The sequence below is a fragment of the Streptomyces flaveus genome (genome assembly GCF_014647675.1).
Classification (GTDB): domain Bacteria; phylum Actinomycetota; class Actinomycetes; order Streptomycetales; family Streptomycetaceae; genus Streptomyces; species Streptomyces flaveus.
The window spans coordinates 256,694-275,357 of sequence record NZ_BMPQ01000004.1 but is presented as its reverse complement, the minus strand read 5'-3'; the positions used below and the strand labels follow the sequence as shown (position 1 = coordinate 275,357).

General features: G+C 70.1%; 19 protein-coding genes. 1 reads left to right on the top strand and 18 read right to left on the bottom strand.

The window, feature by feature from the left end; genetic code table 11:
- Positions 1-78: 78 nt before the first annotated feature.
- The 12 genes from IEZ21_RS10635 to IEZ21_RS48400 form a co-directional block, all read right to left on the bottom strand.
- A complete protein-coding gene (locus tag IEZ21_RS10635; protein ID WP_189321626.1) occupies positions 79-1,254 on the bottom strand; it encodes an amidohydrolase family protein in 1,176 nt (391 codons plus the stop codon).
- A 241-nt stretch (positions 1,255-1,495) separates the two neighbouring features.
- Entirely contained in the window at positions 1,496-2,437 is a 942-nt protein-coding gene (locus tag IEZ21_RS10630; protein WP_189321625.1) for a LysR family transcriptional regulator, read from the bottom strand.
- 121 nt (positions 2,438-2,558) lie between these two features.
- Positions 2,559-3,701, bottom strand: coding sequence for an LLM class flavin-dependent oxidoreductase (locus IEZ21_RS10625; RefSeq protein WP_189321624.1), 1,143 nt, complete (start codon positions 3,699-3,701; stop codon positions 2,559-2,561).
- Positions 3,694-4,785, bottom strand: coding sequence for an LLM class flavin-dependent oxidoreductase (locus IEZ21_RS10620; RefSeq protein WP_189321623.1), 1,092 nt, complete (start codon positions 4,783-4,785; stop codon positions 3,694-3,696). Before IEZ21_RS10620 ends, IEZ21_RS10625 begins: the two co-directional genes overlap by 8 nt.
- Complete coding sequence (locus IEZ21_RS10615; RefSeq protein ID WP_189321622.1) at positions 4,782-6,167, bottom strand: NtaA/DmoA family FMN-dependent monooxygenase; 1,386 nt, start codon at positions 6,165-6,167, stop codon at positions 4,782-4,784. The genes IEZ21_RS10620 and IEZ21_RS10615 overlap by 4 nt, the downstream gene beginning before the upstream one ends.
- Positions 6,168-6,187: 20 nt before the next feature.
- Complete coding sequence (locus tag IEZ21_RS10610; RefSeq protein WP_189321621.1) at positions 6,188-7,435, bottom strand: LLM class flavin-dependent oxidoreductase; 1,248 nt, start codon at positions 7,433-7,435, stop codon at positions 6,188-6,190.
- Positions 7,436-7,526: 91 nt separating this feature from the next.
- On the bottom strand, positions 7,527-8,786 hold the full coding sequence (locus tag IEZ21_RS10605; RefSeq protein WP_246567546.1) for a vanadium-dependent haloperoxidase: 1,260 nt from the start codon (positions 8,784-8,786) through the stop codon (positions 7,527-7,529).
- A gap of 44 nt (positions 8,787-8,830) precedes the next feature.
- On the bottom strand, positions 8,831-9,637 hold the full coding sequence (locus IEZ21_RS10600) for an ABC transporter ATP-binding protein (protein WP_189321619.1): 807 nt from the start codon (positions 9,635-9,637) through the stop codon (positions 8,831-8,833).
- Entirely contained in the window at positions 9,613-10,500 is an 888-nt protein-coding gene (locus IEZ21_RS10595; protein WP_189321618.1) for an ABC transporter permease, read from the bottom strand. Before IEZ21_RS10595 ends, IEZ21_RS10600 begins: the two co-directional genes overlap by 25 nt.
- Positions 10,497-11,570, bottom strand: a complete 1,074-nt coding sequence (locus tag IEZ21_RS10590; RefSeq protein ID WP_189321617.1) for an ABC transporter substrate-binding protein — start codon at positions 11,568-11,570, stop codon at positions 10,497-10,499. Before IEZ21_RS10590 ends, IEZ21_RS10595 begins: the two co-directional genes overlap by 4 nt.
- 17 nt (positions 11,571-11,587) lie before the next feature.
- Complete coding sequence (locus IEZ21_RS10585; protein WP_189321616.1) at positions 11,588-11,770, bottom strand: hypothetical protein; 183 nt, start codon at positions 11,768-11,770, stop codon at positions 11,588-11,590.
- Positions 11,771-11,935: 165 nt separating this feature from the next.
- On the bottom strand, positions 11,936-12,058 hold the full coding sequence (locus IEZ21_RS48400; protein ID WP_281193916.1) for a putative leader peptide: 123 nt from the start codon (positions 12,056-12,058) through the stop codon (positions 11,936-11,938).
- Positions 12,059-12,235: 177 nt separating this feature from the next.
- Here IEZ21_RS48400 and IEZ21_RS10580 point away from each other — a divergent pair, with 177 nt between their 5' ends.
- Positions 12,236-12,751, top strand: a complete 516-nt coding sequence (locus IEZ21_RS10580; protein ID WP_189321615.1) for a P-loop nucleotide/nucleoside kinase family protein — start codon at positions 12,236-12,238, stop codon at positions 12,749-12,751.
- Between the two features lie 35 nt (positions 12,752-12,786).
- On the opposite strand, the gene IEZ21_RS10575 is transcribed toward IEZ21_RS10580, so the two are convergent.
- From IEZ21_RS10575 to IEZ21_RS10550, 6 genes are all read right to left on the bottom strand, one after another.
- Positions 12,787-13,704, bottom strand: coding sequence for a glutathione S-transferase C-terminal domain-containing protein (locus IEZ21_RS10575; protein ID WP_189321614.1), 918 nt, complete (start codon positions 13,702-13,704; stop codon positions 12,787-12,789).
- A gap of 226 nt (positions 13,705-13,930) precedes the next feature.
- The gene (locus IEZ21_RS10570) at positions 13,931-15,064 is read right to left on the bottom strand and encodes an LLM class flavin-dependent oxidoreductase (RefSeq protein WP_189321613.1); all 1,134 of its coding nucleotides are present in this window, start codon (positions 15,062-15,064) and stop codon (positions 13,931-13,933) included.
- A gap of 114 nt (positions 15,065-15,178) precedes the next feature.
- The gene (gene ssuE / locus IEZ21_RS10565; RefSeq protein ID WP_189321612.1) at positions 15,179-15,736 is read right to left on the bottom strand and encodes an NADPH-dependent FMN reductase; all 558 of its coding nucleotides are present in this window, start codon (positions 15,734-15,736) and stop codon (positions 15,179-15,181) included.
- Positions 15,737-15,788: 52 nt separating this feature from the next.
- The gene (locus IEZ21_RS10560; RefSeq protein ID WP_189321611.1) at positions 15,789-16,778 is read right to left on the bottom strand and encodes an ABC transporter substrate-binding protein; all 990 of its coding nucleotides are present in this window, start codon (positions 16,776-16,778) and stop codon (positions 15,789-15,791) included.
- Between the two features lie 52 nt (positions 16,779-16,830).
- Positions 16,831-17,637 (bottom strand): amino acid ABC transporter ATP-binding protein, encoded by an 807-nt coding sequence (locus IEZ21_RS10555; protein ID WP_281399416.1) that lies wholly within the window; start codon positions 17,635-17,637, stop codon positions 16,831-16,833.
- Positions 17,634-18,662 carry an amino acid ABC transporter permease gene (locus IEZ21_RS10550; protein ID WP_189321610.1) on the bottom strand — a complete coding sequence of 343 codons (1,029 nt, stop codon included), beginning with the start codon at positions 18,660-18,662 and terminating at the stop codon, positions 17,634-17,636. Before IEZ21_RS10550 ends, IEZ21_RS10555 begins: the two co-directional genes overlap by 4 nt.
- Positions 18,663-18,664: the final 2 nt, after the last annotated feature.

Genomic DNA, 18,664 nt, shown 5'->3' with positions numbered 1-18,664 from the left:
ACCGGCCCCCGCCGGGTTGCCGTTCGCCTGCGGGCAGTTGGCCCAGGTGTCCCGCCTGGTGAGGGCGGTTTCCGGGGCTCAACGCACCCGGTGGCCCGCCCGGTACACCGCGCGGATGTCGGCGACCGCCGAGATGTCGTCGACCGGAGAGCTGCCGAGCGCGAGGACATCGGCGTCCGCTCCGGGGCGCAGCACGCCCTTGCGTCCGGCCCGGCCCACCGCTTCGGCGGCCTCGGAGGTCGCGCAGCGCAGTACGTCACGGTTCGGCATGCCCAGCTCGGCGAGCTGGGTCAGCGCGTGGGGGTAGACGCCGTGCGGTTTGTCGGCGGTGATGCCCGCGTCGGTGCCGGGAACGATCCGGGCGCCCGAGGCGATGACCTTGGCCACGAGGTCCCACAGTGCGGCGAGGTGGGCGGCCACAGCCGGGGCCGGCGGCGTATCGCCGGGCAAGATGCCCACCGTGAGGCTGATGAACGTTCCTCGCCGTACGACCTCGTCCACCAGATCCTGGCGCAGACCGACGCCTTCGGCGGTGAGGAAGGAGAAGTGCTCGATGGTGTCGAAGCCGGCGTCGGCCACGTCCGCGATCGTCGGAACGGCGTGGGCATGGGCGGCCACGGTGAGCCCGAGCTGGTGCGCCTCGTCGGCGATCAGCCGTAGGTCGGACCGGTCGTACTGCTGGTGCAGGGAGTTGGAGCCGGGCGTCATCATGCCGCCGCTGGCCATCACCTTCACCACGTCGCAGCCGCGCGCGGCACGGTTCCGCACCGCCGCCAGCAGCGCGTCGGCACCGTCGGCCTCGCCGCCGAGGAAGTAACAGTGGCCGCCGTGGGTCGTGATGGGCGGTCCCGCGGCGACGATGTCGGGGCGCTCCGTGGGCGGCATCTGCTCGCGCAGCGCGAGGGTGAGGTAGTCGCGGTCGCCGAGGTCACGGACGGTCGTGACACCGGTCGTCAGCGTGGTCGCCGCGGAGGCGCGTGCGGTCTCCAGTACGGCCTCGTGGTCGTGGGACGCCACATGCTCCACGGCGTCCTTGGTGCCGTCCCAGCACAGATGCACGTGCGCGTCGATCAGCCCGGGAAGCAGCCATCCGTCCGGCCCGAAGTCCGTCACCGCCGCGTGCTCCGGCGGTGACGCTCCCGTGAAGTCCACGTCGCGGATCACGCCGTCCTCGACCAGCACCATGCCGGATGGTCCGACGTTCACGCCGTCGAAGACGTGCCCTGCCCTGAGCGCCAGCAGTTCGCTGCGCATAACAGTCATCTCCAAGAAAGCACAAAAAGTGGGGGGTTGTGGGGAACAAGCTCAGTCGTCGCAGGGCAGACCACAGGCGGATGTGTCGTACCGGTCGGTGAGACGACACGGACCACTCGTCGTACGCCAGTGGCGTGCTCGCGAGTCCAACTCTTGCCGCTGACCAGGTACTTGGGGAACGAGAGATCGCCGATGGCGGTCATAGACGGGATCAATACCCCCGTGCAAGCTTGCTTTCGGGTCAGCTGTGCGGTGTGTCGTGGTGCACGGGAGGCTCTGCCTCACCGGCGGCGACCAGTTGGCCGACTGTGGCCGCGGTCTTCCTCAGCCAGATGTGCGCGGGGTCACGATCATGCACAGGGTGCCACCACAGGGATTCCACCACCCGCCCCGCACCGAACGGCAGCTCGACGACGGTCGTGCCGCTGCCGGCGGGGAACAGGCGGACGGCGCGTTCGGGGACCACGCCCACCCGGTCGGTGCCGGCGATCAGGTACGGCATGGTGAGGAAGTTCTCGATGGCGATCTCGACCCGCGGTTCCAGGCTCTCGGCGTGCAACCCGTGCAAGGGCGAGAAGCCCATCGACGGGAAGTGGAAGGGCAGCACCCAGGGACGTGCGGCGAGTTCCTCGGGAGTCGGCGGCGGCGAGCTGACGGTGTCGGAGGAGACGACGCACACCCAGCGGTCCTCGTACAGATCGATGGCCGGTACGTTCGCCAGCAGACCCTGCGGCAGCACCATGCCGTCAACGGTGCGCAGGTGCTCCTGGGCGCGGCGGGCGATCTGCGGGGCCATGTGCTGGAACCGCAGCCGCACCCCCGGCGCCGTGTCGCGCACGAGGGCGGCCAGTGTCCGGCCGAAGGTGGGCAGATGCATATCGGCCACCACCAGGGTGAACTCGCGCTGCGCGTGGGCGGGTTCGAAGGCGGGGCGGGTCTGGAAGACCCGGTCCGCCGAGCCGAGCGCGTGCGCCGTGTGCGCGGCCAGGCGCTCGGCCAGCGGGGTGAGTTCGTACGTGTTCCCCACTCGGGTGAGCAGTTCGTCGCCGAAGTGGCGGCGCAGCCGGGCCAGCGCGGAACTCACGGTGGGCTGGCTCAGCCCCAGCCGCTCAGCCGCCCGCGTCACACTGCGCTCCTGCAACAGCGCGTCCAACGGCAGCAGCAGGTTCAGATCCAGACCCACGTCGCCAGGCCTCCGCGCGGTATCGCCGTTGTCCACGGCAGCATAGGCGATCTCGGATTCTCGAATTCTCGAAACTCCTGGTGAGCGGCGGAAATTGGGACCGCGGGCACTCCACGAACGTCTACGGCGAGTCGCCGCCCCGGCGGCGCCACTCTTCCGCCAGCAGTTCGTACGAGCGGACCCGGTCCGCATGGTCGTGGGTGATCGTCGTGATGAGCAACTCGTCGGCGCCCGTGGCCTCCTGGAGCTGTTCCAGCTGATCGGCCACCCGGCCCGGGGAGCCGACGAACTGCGTGTCGAGGCGGTCCTGGACCAGGGCCCTGTCCTCGTCCGTCCACGCGTGGGCGCACGCCTCCTCCGGCGTCGGGAACTCGATGGCGCCCTCCGCGGTGCGGATGCTGCGGACCCACGGGCCGTAGCCGGTGGCGAGTTCGCGGGCCGTCGCGTCGTCCTCGGCGACGACGACGTCCGCGGACACGCTGACGTACGGCTTGTCGAGGAACTCGGAGGGCTCGAAGAAGGCCCGGTAGCCCTCCACCGCGTCCAGGACCGTGGCCGGACTGACGTGGTAGTTCGCGGCGAAGCGCAGGCCCCGGGCGCCGGCCACCTCGGCGCTCTGGCCGCCGCTGCTGCCCAGGATCCACACCTCCACGTCGGCCCCCTCACCCGGGACGATGTGCGCCTCGATGCCCTCCGGGGAGCGGTAGGTGCCCGCCAGCAGGGCGAGGATGTCGTCGATCTGCTCGGCGTAGTCCTGCGACTCGGCGCCCGGCAGCAGGAGCAGCTTGCGTTGCAGGGCGATCCGGGGCGAGCCGAGCAGGTGCTCGAAGGAGAAGCGGGGTGGGATGACCAGGCCGTTCGGGGCGCGGCCGTCGACGACCGGGGTCGCGGTCGGCAGCGGGGTGGCCGGTTGTCCCGGTGGACGGCCGCCCGACCGGCCGAGGCCCAGGTCGAGCCGGCCCGGGTGCAGTGCGTCGAGCAGGCCGAACTCCTCCACGGTGGACAGGGCGGTGCGGTGCCCGAGCTGTACGGCTCCGGAGCCGAGCCGGATGGTGGAGGTGGCGGAGGCGGTCAGGGCCAGGACGACGGCGGGGGACGTACCGGCCACACCCGGGTTCAGGTGATGTTCGGCGAACCAGTAGCGGGCGTATCCGAGTCGCTCGGCCTGCTGTGCGAGGTCGATGGAGTTGCGCAGGGCGTCGGCCGCCGTCGAGCCGGACGGGATGGGGACCAGGTCGAGTACGCCGAGGCGGGTGTCAGACATGGGCGGGCTCCTCAGGGATCGGTGGTACGGGGAGCACGGGGCCCCAAGTGAACGGCGGGTCGGGGATCTTGCGGCGCAGCACCGGAGCGACCTCGGACTGGAACAGTTGCAGCGAGTCCCGGTGCTGCCTGCCCGTCAGTCCGCTTGCGTCCGCGTGCAGATGCAGCACCGAGTGGCCGAACTGCTCGTGGTAGCGGTGAACCTTGTCGATGATCTGTTGCGGGCTGCCGACCAGTGCCGAGCTGCGCTCGACGAAGTCCTCGATAGTCGGGAAGACCGGCTCCAGGCCCAGCCGCTTCTGGAACGCCAGGTTGCCCTCGAACACGGGCCGGTACGTGGCGATCGCCTCCTGGGACGTACGGGCCACGTAGATGCCCGCCGTGCCCGCGCCGACCGCGATGTCGGCCGGGTCATGCCCGTAGTGCTCCCAGCGCTCGCGGTAGTGGCGGATCAACTCGGCGTACGGCTCGATGGGGTTGGTGACGTTCGCCGAGAACAACGGGTCGCCGTAGCGGGCCGCGAGGTCGACCGACTCCTTGCTGGTCGCGCTGCCGTGCCACACGCGGATGGGTTGCTGCAGCGGCCTGGGCCACACCTCGGCGTCCGTCAGCTCCGGGCGGAAGCGGGTGTCGGCGGTGACCTTGTCCTGCCGCCAGATCTGCCGGAACACTTCGTAGCTCTCGGCGTTGCGCTCCCACTGGTCCTCGGGTGTGACATGGAACAGCTCGCGCTGGGCGGCGCCGTTGCCCTTGCCGACGATCAGCTCGAGGCGTCCGCCGGAGAGGTGGTCCAGCGTCGCGTAGTCCTCGTAGGCGCGCACGGGGTCGAGGAGGCTGAGCGTGGTCACGGCGGTGAACAGGCGGATGCGCTGCGTCAGTGCGGCGATGTGACTGAGGACGACGGGTGGCGAGGAGGAGATGAACGGCCGCTCGTGCCGCTCCCCCACCCCGAACCCGTCGAAGCCCAACTCCTCGGCGAGCAGGGCGTTGTCGAGGACCTCGCGGAAGCGTTCGCTGGTCGGTTTCTGGACGCCGGTCACCGGGTCCGGGGCGTGCACGATCAGCGTGATGGCGAGGAACTTCACGACGCCACCCGCTCACTCCGCACGTCGCCGCGTACGTCGTCCGGGTGGGCGAGGCCGAGGTGGTCGCGCAGGGTCCGGCCCTCGTACTCCGTGCGGAACACGCCCTGCTCCTGGAGCAGCGGGACCACCTTGTCGGCGAAGACGTCGAGGCCGCCCGGCGTGATGTGCGGGACCAGGATGAAGCCGTCGCTGGCGTCGGCCTGGACGAAGTCGTTGATGGTCCGGGCGACCGTCTCCGGCGAACCGACGAAGTTCTGGCGGTTGCCGGTCTCGATGACGAGATCGCGGATGGACCAGTTGTTGGCAGCGGCGCGCTCCCGCCACTCGCGGGCGGTGGCCAGCGGATCGCGGTACATGCGCACCTGGGCCCGACCCCGCGAGATGTGGTGATCGGCGAGATCCGGGTCGATGTCGGGGAGCGGGCCGTCCGGGTCGTACGAGGACAGGTCCCGGTTCCAGACGAACTCCAGGTGCTTGAGTGCCGTGGCCCCGCTGACCTGCCGGCGGCGCACCTCGCGGGCCCGTTCCTCGGCCTCGGCGTCGGTGTCGCCGAGGACGAAGGTCGCGGCGGGCAGGATCAGCAGCTGGTCCGGGCGGCGACCGTACTTGGCCAAGCGATTCTTGACGTCCGCGTAGAAGGCCTGCCCCTCCTTGAGGGTGGCGTACCGGCTGAAGATCGCGTCGGCGTCGGAGGCGGCGAACTCGCGGCCCTCGTCGGAGTCGCCGGCCTGGAAGATGACCGGACGGCCCTGTGGGGAGCGCGGGACGTTGAACTGGCCCTGGATGTCGAAGTGTTGCCCGGTGTGGACGAAGGCCCCGGCCTTCGCGTCGCGCAGGAAGGTCCCGGTGACCTGGTCGGCGAGGATCTCGTCGCCGTGCCAGGAGTCGAAGAGTTCGTTCGCGGTGGCGAGGAACTCCTTGGCGCGGGAGTAGCGCTCCTCCTGCGGGAGGAAGCCGCCGCGGCGGAAGTTCTCGCCGGTGAAGGCGTCCCAGGAGGTGACGACGTTCCAGGCGGAGCGGCCACCCGAGAGGTGGTCAAGACTAGCGAACTGGCGGGCGACCTCGTAGGGCTCGTTGAAGGTGGAGTTGATGGTGCCGGTCAGGCCGAGGTGCTCGGTGACGGCGGCGAGCGCGGCGAGGACGGTGAAGGTGTCGGGGCGGCCGACGACGTCCAAGTCGTAGATTTTTCCGCCCTGTTCGCGGAGCCTCAGTCCCTCAGCGAGGAAGAGAAAGTCGAACTTGGCGCGTTCCGCCGTGCGCGCGAAGTGGGCGAAGGAACTGAACTCTATGTGGCTGCCGGCCTTCGGGTCGCTCCACACGGTGGTGTTGTTGACGCCGGGGAAGTGGGCTGCCAGGTGGATCTGCTTCAGCGGCTTGCTCATGGTCGTACGGGCCCTCCGGCTCAGGCGGTGACAGCAGTGGAAGCGGTGGGGGTCCCCCCGGGCTCGAGCGAAGCCGAGAGCTTGGGGGAGTAGCGGTTGGCGGGGCGGGCCAGGCCCAGCAGTCCGCGCAGCGTGTCGGCCTCGTAGGCACGGCGGAAGGCACCCCGGCGCTGGAGCTCGGGGACCAGGCCCCGGGTGATCGCCGGGAGGTCGTGGCCGAGGACGGCGGGGCGCAGCCGGAAGCCGCTCAGCCCGGCCGACTGCAACTCCTGGAGCAGGTCGGCGAGTTGGGAGGGCGTACCGGTGAAGATGCGGGCGTCGCTGGTGTACGGGGATCCGGCGAGGGCGTTGAGACGCTCGCGTCGGGCGGTGGCGGCGGCCGGGTCGTCGTCCAGGAAGACCACCAGGTCACCGAAGACATGCAGCGGCTCGTCCGCCCGTCCGGCCGCCTCCTGCTCGGCTCGGATCTCCGCGACGATCGCGCGGGCCTGACCGGCGTCATGCGGGGTGACGTAGCCGATGTCGGCCTGGCGGGCCACCAGCCGGTACGGGACGGTCTGGTGGGCGAGGGCGGTGACGACGGGCTGGCCCTGCGGCGGGCGCGGGGTGATGGACGGGCCCTTCACGCTGAAGTGCCTGCCCTCGAAGTCGATGTAGTGCAGCTTGTCGCGGTCGATGAAACGCCCGGTGGCGGCGTCCCGGATCTCCGCGTCGTCCTCCCAGCTGTCCCAGAGCCTGCGTACGACCTCCACGTAGTCGGCGGCCTCGTCGAAGAGGCCGGTCACCACGGGGCTGTCGTACGTGTCGATGGGTGGGATCGTGCGGCGACCGAAGTGCGCGGCCTCGTTGGGGCGGGCGGTGATCTGCACCCGCAGGCCCGCGCGGCCGGTGCTGACGTAGTCGAGGGTGGCGATGGCCTTGGAGATGTGGAACGGCTCCGTGTGGGTGACCACCGTGGTCGGGACCAGGCCTATGTGCCGGGTCAGCGGGGCGATGCGGGCTGCGAGGAGGACGGCGTCCAGGCGACCGCGGACCTGGTCGGTGCGGCCGTCCGGTTCCAGGAAGTGGGAGGACTGCAGGCCCAGGCCGTCCTCGAAGGTCACGAAGTCGAGCAGGCCGCGCTCGGCCTCGGCGACCAGATCGGCCCAGTAGCCGGCGGCGAACAGATCCCGGGGACGGGCCACCGGCTCACGCCAGGAGGCCGGATGCCAGCCGGTGCCGTCGAGGGCGACGGCGAGGTGCAGCGGAGAGGAGGGTGCTGAGGACACGGGTGGGTGCCTTCCTGGAGGTACGTACGAGATCACCGGCCCGCGCGGCGCGTGCTCGATGTGGCCTGGGCTTCGCCGCCACGAACGCGGCTCACCCCGTACCGAACAGCTGCTCGGCGTGGCGCAGGACGTACCTGGCCACGTCTGTGCCGAGCCTGACTCCGGCCTCGTCGGCGGAGCGGGTGTGGATGCCCGAGTAGACCCGGGCGTCCACGTTCTCGATCGTCAACCGGTGCCAGCTCGTGTAGGTGCGGGTCACGCCCGGCGCGGTGGGGCTGGTCAGGTCGAACGGGGCGGTGCGCGGCCCGACCAGCGCGGTGAGCACCGCCTCCGCCGCTCCCGAGTAGGTGTTGTGACCGCTGGGGTAGTCGGGGTGGGCCGGTGTGTCGTGCAGCGGGGTCCATGCCGGGTCGGGGGCGATCTCCCCGGTGCGGATCGCGGTGACCGGACGCCAGCGCAGGTAGGCGTACTTGGTGTCGGAGGTGGCGATCTGGGTGTCGACCAGGGCGATGTGGAACAGGGCCACCAGCTCCGCCTGCTGTGCGGAGGATGCGGAGGACCGGGCCAGCGCGACGCGCAGCGGTTCGGTGTAGAGGGTCAGTGAGGAGCCCAGCCAGAAGGTGGCTGTCTCCGTCTGCCGTGTGGTGCGTCGCGTGCTGTCCTTCGCGCCGTACGTACGCACCTCGGCCAGCTCGGACCGGTAGCGGGCGGAGTCCAGCGCGGGCGGCGGGCCCAGGCGGAACTGGTTGGCCTGCTCCAGTGCGAAGGGCCGCGCGAGACGGTTGCCGTACTGCGTGGCCGGGGCGTTCGAGGGCGGCGTCGGCTGCCACACGCCGGGCGCGGGCTGCGGCACCGGGAAGGGCGCGTTCACCGACTCCGGGTCGAGGCCGTCGCCCTCGCGGGAGGCCAGCGCGAGCCGGGCCTGCTGTTCGCCGGCCGCCACGCCCTGGTCCTCGGCGGGGCCGTCGGGGATTGTCTCCAGGGTCTGACGCAGCGCGGTGTCCAGCTGCTCGGTACGGCCGGGCGCCAGCGCGGTCAGGGAGTGGTGCACCGCCGAGGCGAGCGCGGCGTCCTGGAAGTCGCCGCGGTCACCGCGGTCGATCCCCGCGGGCACCTGCCGGGCGGCCCGCGCTGCCGCGAGCCAACTGATCGCCCAGGTACGGCTGTTGGTGACCTGGGTCGGTGCACCGGCTGCCGCGATGGTCTCCGCCGTGGTGTCGTACCAGTCGAGAGCCACCGAGGCGCGCGCCGGGGCGGGCGAGGCGGCGGCGGGAGGGGTCGCCGTCGCGGTGGCCAGCAGGGCCGCCGAGGAGAGCGTGATCAGGGCGGGGCGGAGGCGGAGCGGTCTCACGTGAGTTCCTTCGCAGGTGGGGTGGTTGTTGATGGGCCGGCGGGTCATCGCACGGTCTCGTCCGGGTCGGTCTGGTCCGGCTGGTCGATCTGGTCCAGCTGATCGACGCCGAGCAGGCCCAGCAGGCGGTCGCGGAGGACGGTGTACTCCGGGTCGCCGTGGTGGCGCGGTGGCGGGAGGTCCACGGTGAGGTCGGCCGCGATCCTGCCTTCGTCCAGAACCGCGACCCGGTCGGCGAGCACGATCGCCTCGTCCACGTCATGGGTCACCAGCAGCACCGCCGGCCGGTGCCGCTCGCACAGCCGCCGCAGCAGCGCGTGCATCCGGATCCGGGTCAGCGCGTCGAGTGCGCCGAACGGCTCGTCGGCGAGAAGGAGTTGGGGTTCGCGTACCAGGGAACGCGCCAGGGACACCCGCTGCTGCTCGCCGCCGGAGAGTTCGACGGGCCAGGCCCGCTCCCGCCCGGCGAGACCGACCTCCGCGAGTGCCGCCGTTCCGCGCTCGACGGCATCCGGCCCGTCAAGTCCCAGTACGACATTGCCCAGGACGCGTTTCCACGGCAGCAGCCGGGCGTCCTGGAACACCACCGAGGCATGGTCGGGCACGCTCAGCTCGCCGGCCCCGGTGAGCGCGTGATCGAGTCCCGCCAGCGCCCGCAGCAGGGTGCTCTTGCCGGAGCCGCTGCGGCCGAGCAGGGCCACGAACTCCCCCGGACGGATGGTCAGATCGAGCCCGTCGAGCACCCTCCGGTCCCCGAAGGCGCGTACCAGCCCTTCGATACGGACCGCCGGGCGCTCCTCCGCGACGGTTGCCGCGTTCGTCCCGGTCAGCCGGCCAGTGTGCGTCGCCATGACAGCGCCCTCCTCTCGGCCAGCCGCACCGCTCCGTCCGATACGAGGCCGAGGAGCCCGTACACGACCAGGCCGACGATGATGATCTCGGTCTGGCCGTACGTCCGCGCCAGCTCCATCATGTAGCCGATGCCGCTGGTGGCGTTGACCTGCTCGACGACGACCAGGGCCAGCCAGGCGTTGGTGACGGCGAAGCGCATGCCGAGCAGGAAGCCGGGCAGCGCCCCGGGGATCACCACATGGCGCAGGAACTCACGCCGCCGCAGCCGTACGGTCTCGGCCAGTTCGACATACCGGCTGTCGATGGTGCGCAGCCCGTTGTGGGTGTGGATGTAGACGGGGACGAGGACCGCCAGCGCGATCGTGATGATCTTCATGGACTCGCCGATGCCGAACCACAGGATCAGCAGCGGGATCAGTGCCAGCGAGGGAATGGCCCGCTTGATCTGTACCGGGCCGTCGATCACTGCTTCACCGAGCCTGCTGAGGCCGGAGACCAGGGCCAGGACGAGCCCGGCCGCCACGCCGGACAGCAGCCCGATGAGGACCCGCTGCGCCGATGTCCACAGGCTGGACTGCAGCCTGCCTTGGGCGATGAGGTCGTTCGCCGTGGTGACCACCGTCCACGGTTCGGATATGTTCCGCGGATCGATGAGACCGGCGGCCGAACCAACCGACCAGACGGCGAGCAGCAGCAACGGGCCGAGAGCCCAGCCGTACGGGATGGGGCGGCCCGGACCGAGCCGCCGACGGGGGCGCAGCCGGGCCACAGGCACCGGAGTCTCCCTCTCCGGCGACGGCTCGGGGGCAGCGTCAGCGGGCTTGGCCGGTGCCAGCCTCTCTTTGGAGAGTCCGGTACTCATGGGCGCTCCCGCTCTGTCGGCGCCTCAGCCGCAATCGCACGGGCCGCGACCGACTCGTACCGCCGGTCGAAGAGGATCGAGGCGTCGAACTTCTCCTGGCCCGTCTCCTTGGCCAGCAGGTCGACCGTCTTCTGCTGGCGGCCGATGGCCGGCGTCCAGTCCGCCGGGATGTCCGGATGACCGCTCTGCTCGACCAGATACGCGCCGTCTTCGTGGGTCAGGCCCTGGTCCTTCACGTAGTAGCCCTCGATCCATTCCTTCGGGTGCTTGTCGATCCAGATCTGCGCCCGTGCCCAGACCTCGACCAGCTCTCTGATGGCGGCCGCCTTCTGCGGGTCCTTCACGGACTCGGCCGGCGCCCACAGATGTTCGGGGTCGTCGCGCAGCCCGTGCTGGATGGTTCTGGCCCCGTCCTTGCCGTACTTCGCCGGATAGCGCCTGATGTTGACGTCACCGATAGGCGCCGCGTCCACCTGACGGCTGCTCAGCGCGGTCGGATAGACGTCCCCGGTACTGGGCAGTTCGACCAGCTGTACGTCCTCCTTGGTGAGCCCGGCCTTGGCCAGGATGCGCAGGACGAGGGCGCCCTGCGCCTGTCCCGGGCTGTACGCGATCTTCTTGCCACGCAGGTCCTTGAGGGTGTCGATGTTCGCGCCGGGCGCGATGCCGAGCTCGTAGGTGGGGTGGTCGAGCGGGGCCTTGCGGAACCTGGCCGCCACCAGCCTGGTGTCCAGTCCGGTCCAGTGGGCGTGGATGGAGGGGATCTCCGCGGCCGAGCACAGATCGAGAGAGCCGGCGCGAAACGCCTCGGAGCACTGCGGTCCGCCCTGGAGGTTGGCCCATTTGACGGTGAACGGCAGCTTGTCGAGCTGCCCGGACAGCTTCAGTGCCACCTTGAGATCGGGCGCTCCCACGGTGATGGACGTATCGGCTGACACGGTCTTCGGAATCCTGGCCTTGATAGGGGCGGTGTCCGTGCCTCCGGCAGCGGCCCCGGAGTTCTGGCAGCCGGCCAGCAGCAGAGACACGGCCGCGGCCGCTGTGGCCGCCTGGAGTGGTGCGGTACGCATGGCTGTGACTGTGAACATCAGGCGCTGACCACGACCCGGTGGTCCGCCGTGAACGGCCTGCCGGATATCAGCTCGGACTCGCGGCCGTCCGGTACCTCCTCGGGCGACAGAGGCCGGGAGAGGTCGACGCCGGAGATGTCGGCGCCGATGCGGCCCGCGACAGGGCGGACGGTGAGCGTGTTTTCGACGAGGACGGGCATGCGGTGATCTCCCGTGTGTCATGGCCGGGCGTACGGCTGTGGGAATGCGCGGCCGTGGGAAGGCTGGAAAGAATTCAAGAGGAGGTCAGGAACACGCGAAGACGCGCGAAAAGGGGCCGAGAAACGCGGCGTCGACCGCAAGCGGTGTGCGGGCGGCCGGAGCGGTCAGGCGTGACAGATGGCGCTGCTGACGCGGCGCAGATCGACGTGACGACGCATGACCCAGCGCGGGGCGCGGAGCGGAACGAGGGCCGGGTCGTACGCGTACACCGGCCGACGGCGCTGCATCGCGACTCCCCTCTGTTCTCCGCGGATGGCTCCGCCGACTCGTTGCATTCCTTCCAACCGATGCTCCGTGCATGGGGCACCGTTCGTCAACAGCCGCTGTATTGCTGGTCTGTTGCAACCTTGTGCAGCCCGATCCGATCGGTGGGGATCGATCAGTCCCCTGCGGCACCATGAACCATGCTCATCGTCATGGGCGGGCTGCCCGCCACAGGTAAGACAACACTGGCCCGCGCTCTCGCCCGCCAACTCGACGCGGTCCATGTGCGGATCGACACCATCGAGCAGGCGATCGTGCGGTCGGGGCTCGGGCAGCACCCGCTCGGCGCGGTCGGTTACGTGGTCGGGTACGCCTTGGCGGAGGACCACCTGCGACAGGGCCTGACCGTCATCGCCGAGTCCGTGAACCCGTTGGCGGTCACACGCGACGCCTGGCGCGACGTGGCCGACCTGGCGGGTGTTCCCGCCGCCGAGATCGAGATCGTCTGCTCGGATCCCGTCGAGCACGAGAGGCGGGCGACCAGCCGCACCCCGGACATCTCCGGCCTGCCCCTGCCCACCTGGACCGACATTCGCGACCGGGAGTACGAACCATGGCACCGGGATCACCTTGTGATCGACACCGCACGACGCGACGTCGCCGCCTGCGTCGCGGACCTCCGCGACGCCGTCGACGGTCTTCGCACCGCGCGATGATCCCGGCCCGGACCGGCCTGACACCCGGGCCGGACTCACTCGGCCTTGCCGACGACCGTGGTGAACCCGGCCAGGGGCCGGCGCCCTGTGCTGTGCACGGACCAGTCCAGGATCTGCACCGCCGCCCCCGCGGCCTCCAGCCCGTGGCAGTGCGCATGATGCCTGCGGGCGATGCCGTCCAGGTCGAGGTGGGAGCCGAAGGCGGGGTGGGCGGCCAGTCGCCTGGCGTAGGCCCACAGGTGCGGATGGTCGGCGATGGCGTGGACCGCGGCGGCGTCCAGGTGCAGACGGTGAACGGTGTCGAGTTGCACCAGGGTCACCCACAACTGCACGTCGGCGGCGGTCATTTCGTCGCCCAGGATGAAGTCCTGGTGGGCGAGCCGACACTCCAGTGAGCCCAGCACGCGGAGCAGGGAACCGAGGGCGGTCCGGCGCACCGTGACGTCGGCGTCGGCCTGCCCGGCGTGCTGTGCGGCTTCGTTGATGCGGTACTCGCAGAGGCGTCCGACGGCCTCGATCTCCTCCTCCTCGCCGTGCGGGTAGAGGGCGGGCCGGTCGGAGCCGTCGCCACCGAAGTGCCGGGCCAGGTCCCGGAGGATGTCCGGCGTGTGCGTGCTGACGATCCGTCCTGTCCAGTCGTCGCTCAGCACGGGTGCGGTGGCCGGTCCGGGATGCCGGTGCGAGCTGGCCTCGTACAACGGGCGCAGAGAAGAGTGTCCGCCGTCGGGGCTTTCGGGCACGGCCGGCAGCAGTGCAACCGGGAGGGTCTCTTCCAGACCGAGCAGGCTGTGGGTGATGGCGATCCGCAGACAGTGGGGGCAGGACAGCGAGAGGTGGAGGCGGTAGCGGCGCGACACGGCGTAGTAGCCACTGCTCGCGTCACAGCCGATCCTGCCCCGGAACGACGGCGGAGAGGGGAGGGACGGGACGGAGGTCGAGGGTGCGGCGGGCATGTGTCTCCCTGGGTCCGGATCCGGCTTCTGGTTCTCAGAGGTGCGTCGGGAGAGGGCTTGCCGCGCTGCAGACACGCAGGAGATCGATGTGGCGGCGGGAGGTCAGAAGGAGAGACGGCCGAGCCGCGCGTACGGCACGGTCGGCGGGCGACCCCGGACACTCCATCATTTCCTACCAATCCACTAGGGATACCTGATTGGAGTGTCAGGCGGTCTGCGTGCCACGTCAAGAGGGCCTTGCCGTCTTTCCCGCCTCCGGGCGGACCGGGTGGGTCCACAGGCCCTGCTCGGCCAGCCGGGGCAGCACGCCCTCGCCGAACCAGTACGCCTCTTCCAGGTGCGGGTAGCCGGAGAGCACGAACTCGTCGATGCCGAGTCGGTGGTACTCGACGATCCGCTCGGCGACCTCGTCGTGGCTGCCGACCAGTGCCGTGCCGGCGCCTCCCCGCACCAGCCCGATCCCGGCCCACAGGTTGGGGTGGATCTCCAGGTCGTCCCGGCTGCCGCCGTGCAGGGCCAGCATGCGCCGCTGTCCCTCGGACGCGCTGCGGGCCAGACCCGCTTGCACGGCCCTTACGGTCTCCGCGTCGAAGCCGTCCAGCAGCCGCCGGGCCTCGGCCCACGCCTGCTCGGCGGTGTCGCGGGTGATGACGTGGAGGCGGATGCCGAAGCGGATGCTGCGGCCCTCCTTCTCTGCCAGTGCCCGGACCCAGGCGATCTTCTCGGCGACGGCGGCAGGGGGCTCGCCCCAGGTGAGGTAGACGTCCGCATGGCGTGCGGCGACCTCGCCGGCGATGGGCGAGGAGCCACCGAAGTACACCTCGGGGACCGGGTCGGGCAACCGGGCCAGTGTGGCGTCCTCGACCCGTAGGTGCTCGCCCGACAGGTCGACGGTCTTGCCCTGCCACAACTCCCGGACGATCTGCAGGAATTCGCCGGTACGGCGGTAGCGGGCATCCTTGTCGAGGAAGTCGCCGTAGGCGCGCTGCTCGTGGCTCTCGCCGCCGGTGACGACGTTGAGCAGGAGCCGTCCGCCGCTCTGCCGCTGGAAGGTGGAGGCCATCTGGGCGGCGAGCGTGGGCGAGACGAAGCCGGGCCGGAAGGCGACCAGGAACTTCAGGCGTTCGGTGTGCTGGCTGACCATCGCCGTCGTCAGCCAGGCGTCCTCGCACCAGGCGCCGGTCGGGGTGAGCGCGCCGACGAAGCCAAGGTCCTCGGCGGCGCGGGCGATCTGGCTCAGGTAGGCGACGGTCGGCGGCCGGTTCCGTCCGAAGGCGGTGGCCGGGGTGCCGTGGCCGCCACCGACGACGTGGCGGCTGTCGCCGTTGGTGGGCAGGAACCAGTGGAAGGTGAGGGACACGTGGAGTCTCCGATCAGGATCGTCGGGATCGTTCGGCGTTCTTGTGGAAGTCCACGACCGGTTCGGCGGCGCCGGCGAGGGCCTCGGTGTCGCCGCCGAACACGGTCGCGGAGCTCATCCGGTGGCCGCCAGCAACGTGGTACGGCCGCCCAGCGCGGCGGAGAACTGATCCGTGACCTGCGCCAGGGCCTCGGCCGAGCCCGGCGCGACGGTCAGCGTGCCGTCGTCGCCCACCGCGATGTCCTTGTCGAGTGTGAACCAGCCCGGGACGATGTGCGCGGCACCCATGGAGCTCAGCACGGGGCGCAGGGCGTAATCGATGGCCAGAACGTGGGCGGTGGTACCGCCGGTGGCCAGGGGAAGAACGGTCTTGCCCACCAGCGCGTACTGCGGGAGCAGGTCGAGCAGCGACTTCAGCAGCCCGGAGTATGCGGCCTTGTAGACGGGAGTACCGATCACCAACCCGTCCGCCCGCTCGAACAGGGCCGTGGCCTCGACGATCGCCGGGTGCCGGAAGTCGGCTCCGAGCAGCGCCTCGGCGGGGAGGGTACGGACGTCCAGCGGGATCACCTCGTGCCCTTGCGCGACGAGCCGGTCGTCCAGGTGACGCAGCAGCCGTGCGGTGCGGGAGGTGGCGGAGGGGCTTCCTGAGACGGAGAGGACGGTGGACATGGGGAGACCTTTCAGGAGTACCAAGAGGGCTGGGACAGTTCGGGCCGTCCGGCTACTTGTTGGTCTTGGGCAGGCCGGGCGGGTTGATCTCGGACTTGGTCACGGCCTCGTCGGACAGGCCCCAGCGCTTCAGCACCTTGGCGTACATGCCGTTGTCGATGATTTCGTCGATCGCGGCGGCTAGCGGCTTGACCAGGCCGCTGTCCTTCTTGGTGGTGGCCGCGATGAGGCCCTGGAGGGTGGAGCCGGCGCCGGAGTAGGTGCCGACGACCTCCGTCTTCCCAGTGGTGGCTGCGTGGTAGGCGGCGGTCGGGTTGGGGCCGAGGTAGAGGTCGATACGGCCGGACTGGAGAGCAAGGTACGTGTCGCTGTCGTTCTGGTAGTACTTGATGTCCACCGGTTTGCGGCCGGCCTTCTCGTTCTCCTTGCTCCACTCGATGAGCAGCTTCTCCTGGTTGGTGCCGCTGCCCACGGCGACGGTCTGGCCCGCCACGTCCTTCGGCCCGGTGACCTTCAGACCGCTGTCCTTCTTCGCCTCGAAAGCCAGGTTGTCCTCGCGGTAGGTGGCGAAGTCGTACTTCTCCTTGCGCTCCTCGGTGACGGTGATGTTGCTGAGGCCGGCGTCGTACTTGGCGCTGTCGAGGCCGACGAAGATGTTCTCCCAGGAGACCGGGGTGTATTCCGGCTTCAGCCCGAGCACGTTGGAGACCAGGTACGCGAGGTCGATCTCGACTCCGATACGAGTCTTGTTGTCGGTGGCGTAGAAGCCCAGCGGCGCCTGGCTGCCGGCCGAGCCGACGAGCTTCAAGGTGCCCCTCTCGCGGATCTCCTTGGGCACCTCGGCGGCTATGGAGTCGACCTTGCCGGTGGTGATGCGCTTCTGGTCCGGGCTGGTGTTGATCTTCGTGATGGTCTTGCCGTCCCCGGACGCCGCAACGTCGGTCGTACCGCCTTCGTCGGGGTTGGCGCAGGCGGCGAGGACGAGTGCTGCGGCGAGCCCGAACGAGGCTGCGGCGGTGCGGCGAGAGACGCGGACGGACATGGTGGTCGTTCTCCTTGCGTGCTGGAACAGGGTTCAGAATCAGGGGAGTCGGTCAGAGGACCTTGGAGAGGAACGCGCGGGTGCGCTCGTGCTGCGGGGCGTCCAGGACGGCCGACGGCGACCCCTGTTCCACGACGACCCCGCCGTCCATGAACACCACGGTGTCGGCGACCTCGCGGGCGAAGCCGATCTCGTGACTCACGACGATCATGGTGGTGCCGGTACGGGCCAAGTCCTTGATGACATCGAGGACTTCACCGACCAGTTCCGGGTCGAGCGCCGAGGTGGGCTCGTCGAAGAGCAGCACCTTGGGTTCGAGGGCGAGTGCGCGGGCGATGGCGACGCGCTGCTGCTGGCCTCCGGACAACTGCCGTGGATAGGCGTCGGTCTTGTCGGCGAGCCCGACCCGGTCAAGCAGCCGACGAGCGGTTTCCTCCGCCTCCTTGCGGGGGCGGCGCAGCGCGGAGACGGGTGCCTCGACGAGGTTCTCCAGCACGGTCAGGTGCGGGAAGAGGTTGAAGTTCTGGAAGACGAACCCGATGTGGGTGCGCTGCTTCAGAACCTCCTTCTCCTTCAGCTCGTGCAGCTTGCCGCCGGAGCGGCGGTAGCCGATGAGCTCGCCGTCGATGCTGATCCAGCCGCGGTTGACCTTCTCCAGGTGGTTGATGGTCCGCAGCAGAGTGGACTTTCCGGAGCCGGACGGGCCGAGGATCACAGTGACCTCGCCGGCGCGGACTCGGAGGTCGACGCCGCGCAGCACCTCCAGCGGGCCGAAACTCTTGTGAACTCCGTGGACATCCACCATCACGCCGTCGACCGTCGGCTTCGTGTCCTTGACGGCCACCGTCACGTCGCTCATCGGCTGTCTCCCAAGGGCTTCAGGGGTACGACGGGCTGGTTGCGCTGCGCCGCCGCGGCGCGCACGTTGCGGACGAAGCGCCGGGCGCGCTGGAGCGGGGTGGGCGGCGGGGTGCGGTTGGCGCCTCGGGCGTAGCGCCGCTCCACGTAGTACTGCGCGATCGACAGCAGGGAGGTGAGGACGACGTACCAGGCGGTGGCGACCAGCAGCAGCGGGATCACCCGGCCGTTGCGGCCGTAGATGACCTGCACCTGGTAGAAGAGCTCGCCGATCGCCATGACGTAGACCACCGAGGTGCCCTTGAGCAGACCGATGATCTCGTTGCCGGCCGTGGGCAGGATGGCGCGCATGGCCTGTGGCAGCACGATCCGGCGGATCTGCCGCAGCCGGGGAATGCCCAGCGCCGCGGCGGCCTCCAGCTGTCCGTGGTCGACGGCGATGACTCCGCCGCGGACGATCTCGGCGGCGTACGCGGCCTGGTGCAGCGTCAGCCCGATGATGGCGGCGCCGATGGTGCCGATGAGGCTGTTGCTGTCGACGGACCAGAACACCGGGCCGAAGGGGATGCCGACGCCCAACGACTCGTACAACGCGCTCAGGTTGAACCAGAACACCAGCTGGACGATCATCGGGATCGACCGGAAGATCCAGATGTAGGTCCAGGCGACGGTCTGCAGCACGGGGCTGCGTGACAGCCGCATGAAGGCCAGGACGGTCCCCAGGAGGAAGCCCAGCACCGTGGCGTAGGCGGTGAGCTGGAGGGTCACCCACACTGCCTGGACGATCGTCTCCGAGAAGACGTAGTCGAAGAAGACGTTCCACTCCCACACGGGGTTGGTGGCGAGCCCGTGCACGAACTGGGCGACCAGCACGATCACGGCGACTGCCGCCACCCACCGGGCGTAGTGGCGGGCAGGGACGATCTTGAGCGAGGCCGGGTCGTCGGGGGCGGGCGGGGCTTGGGAGCCGGTGCCCGGGGCGTCCGCGCCGGGTGGCGCGGAGGTGGAATCGGTGGTGAGTCCCATCG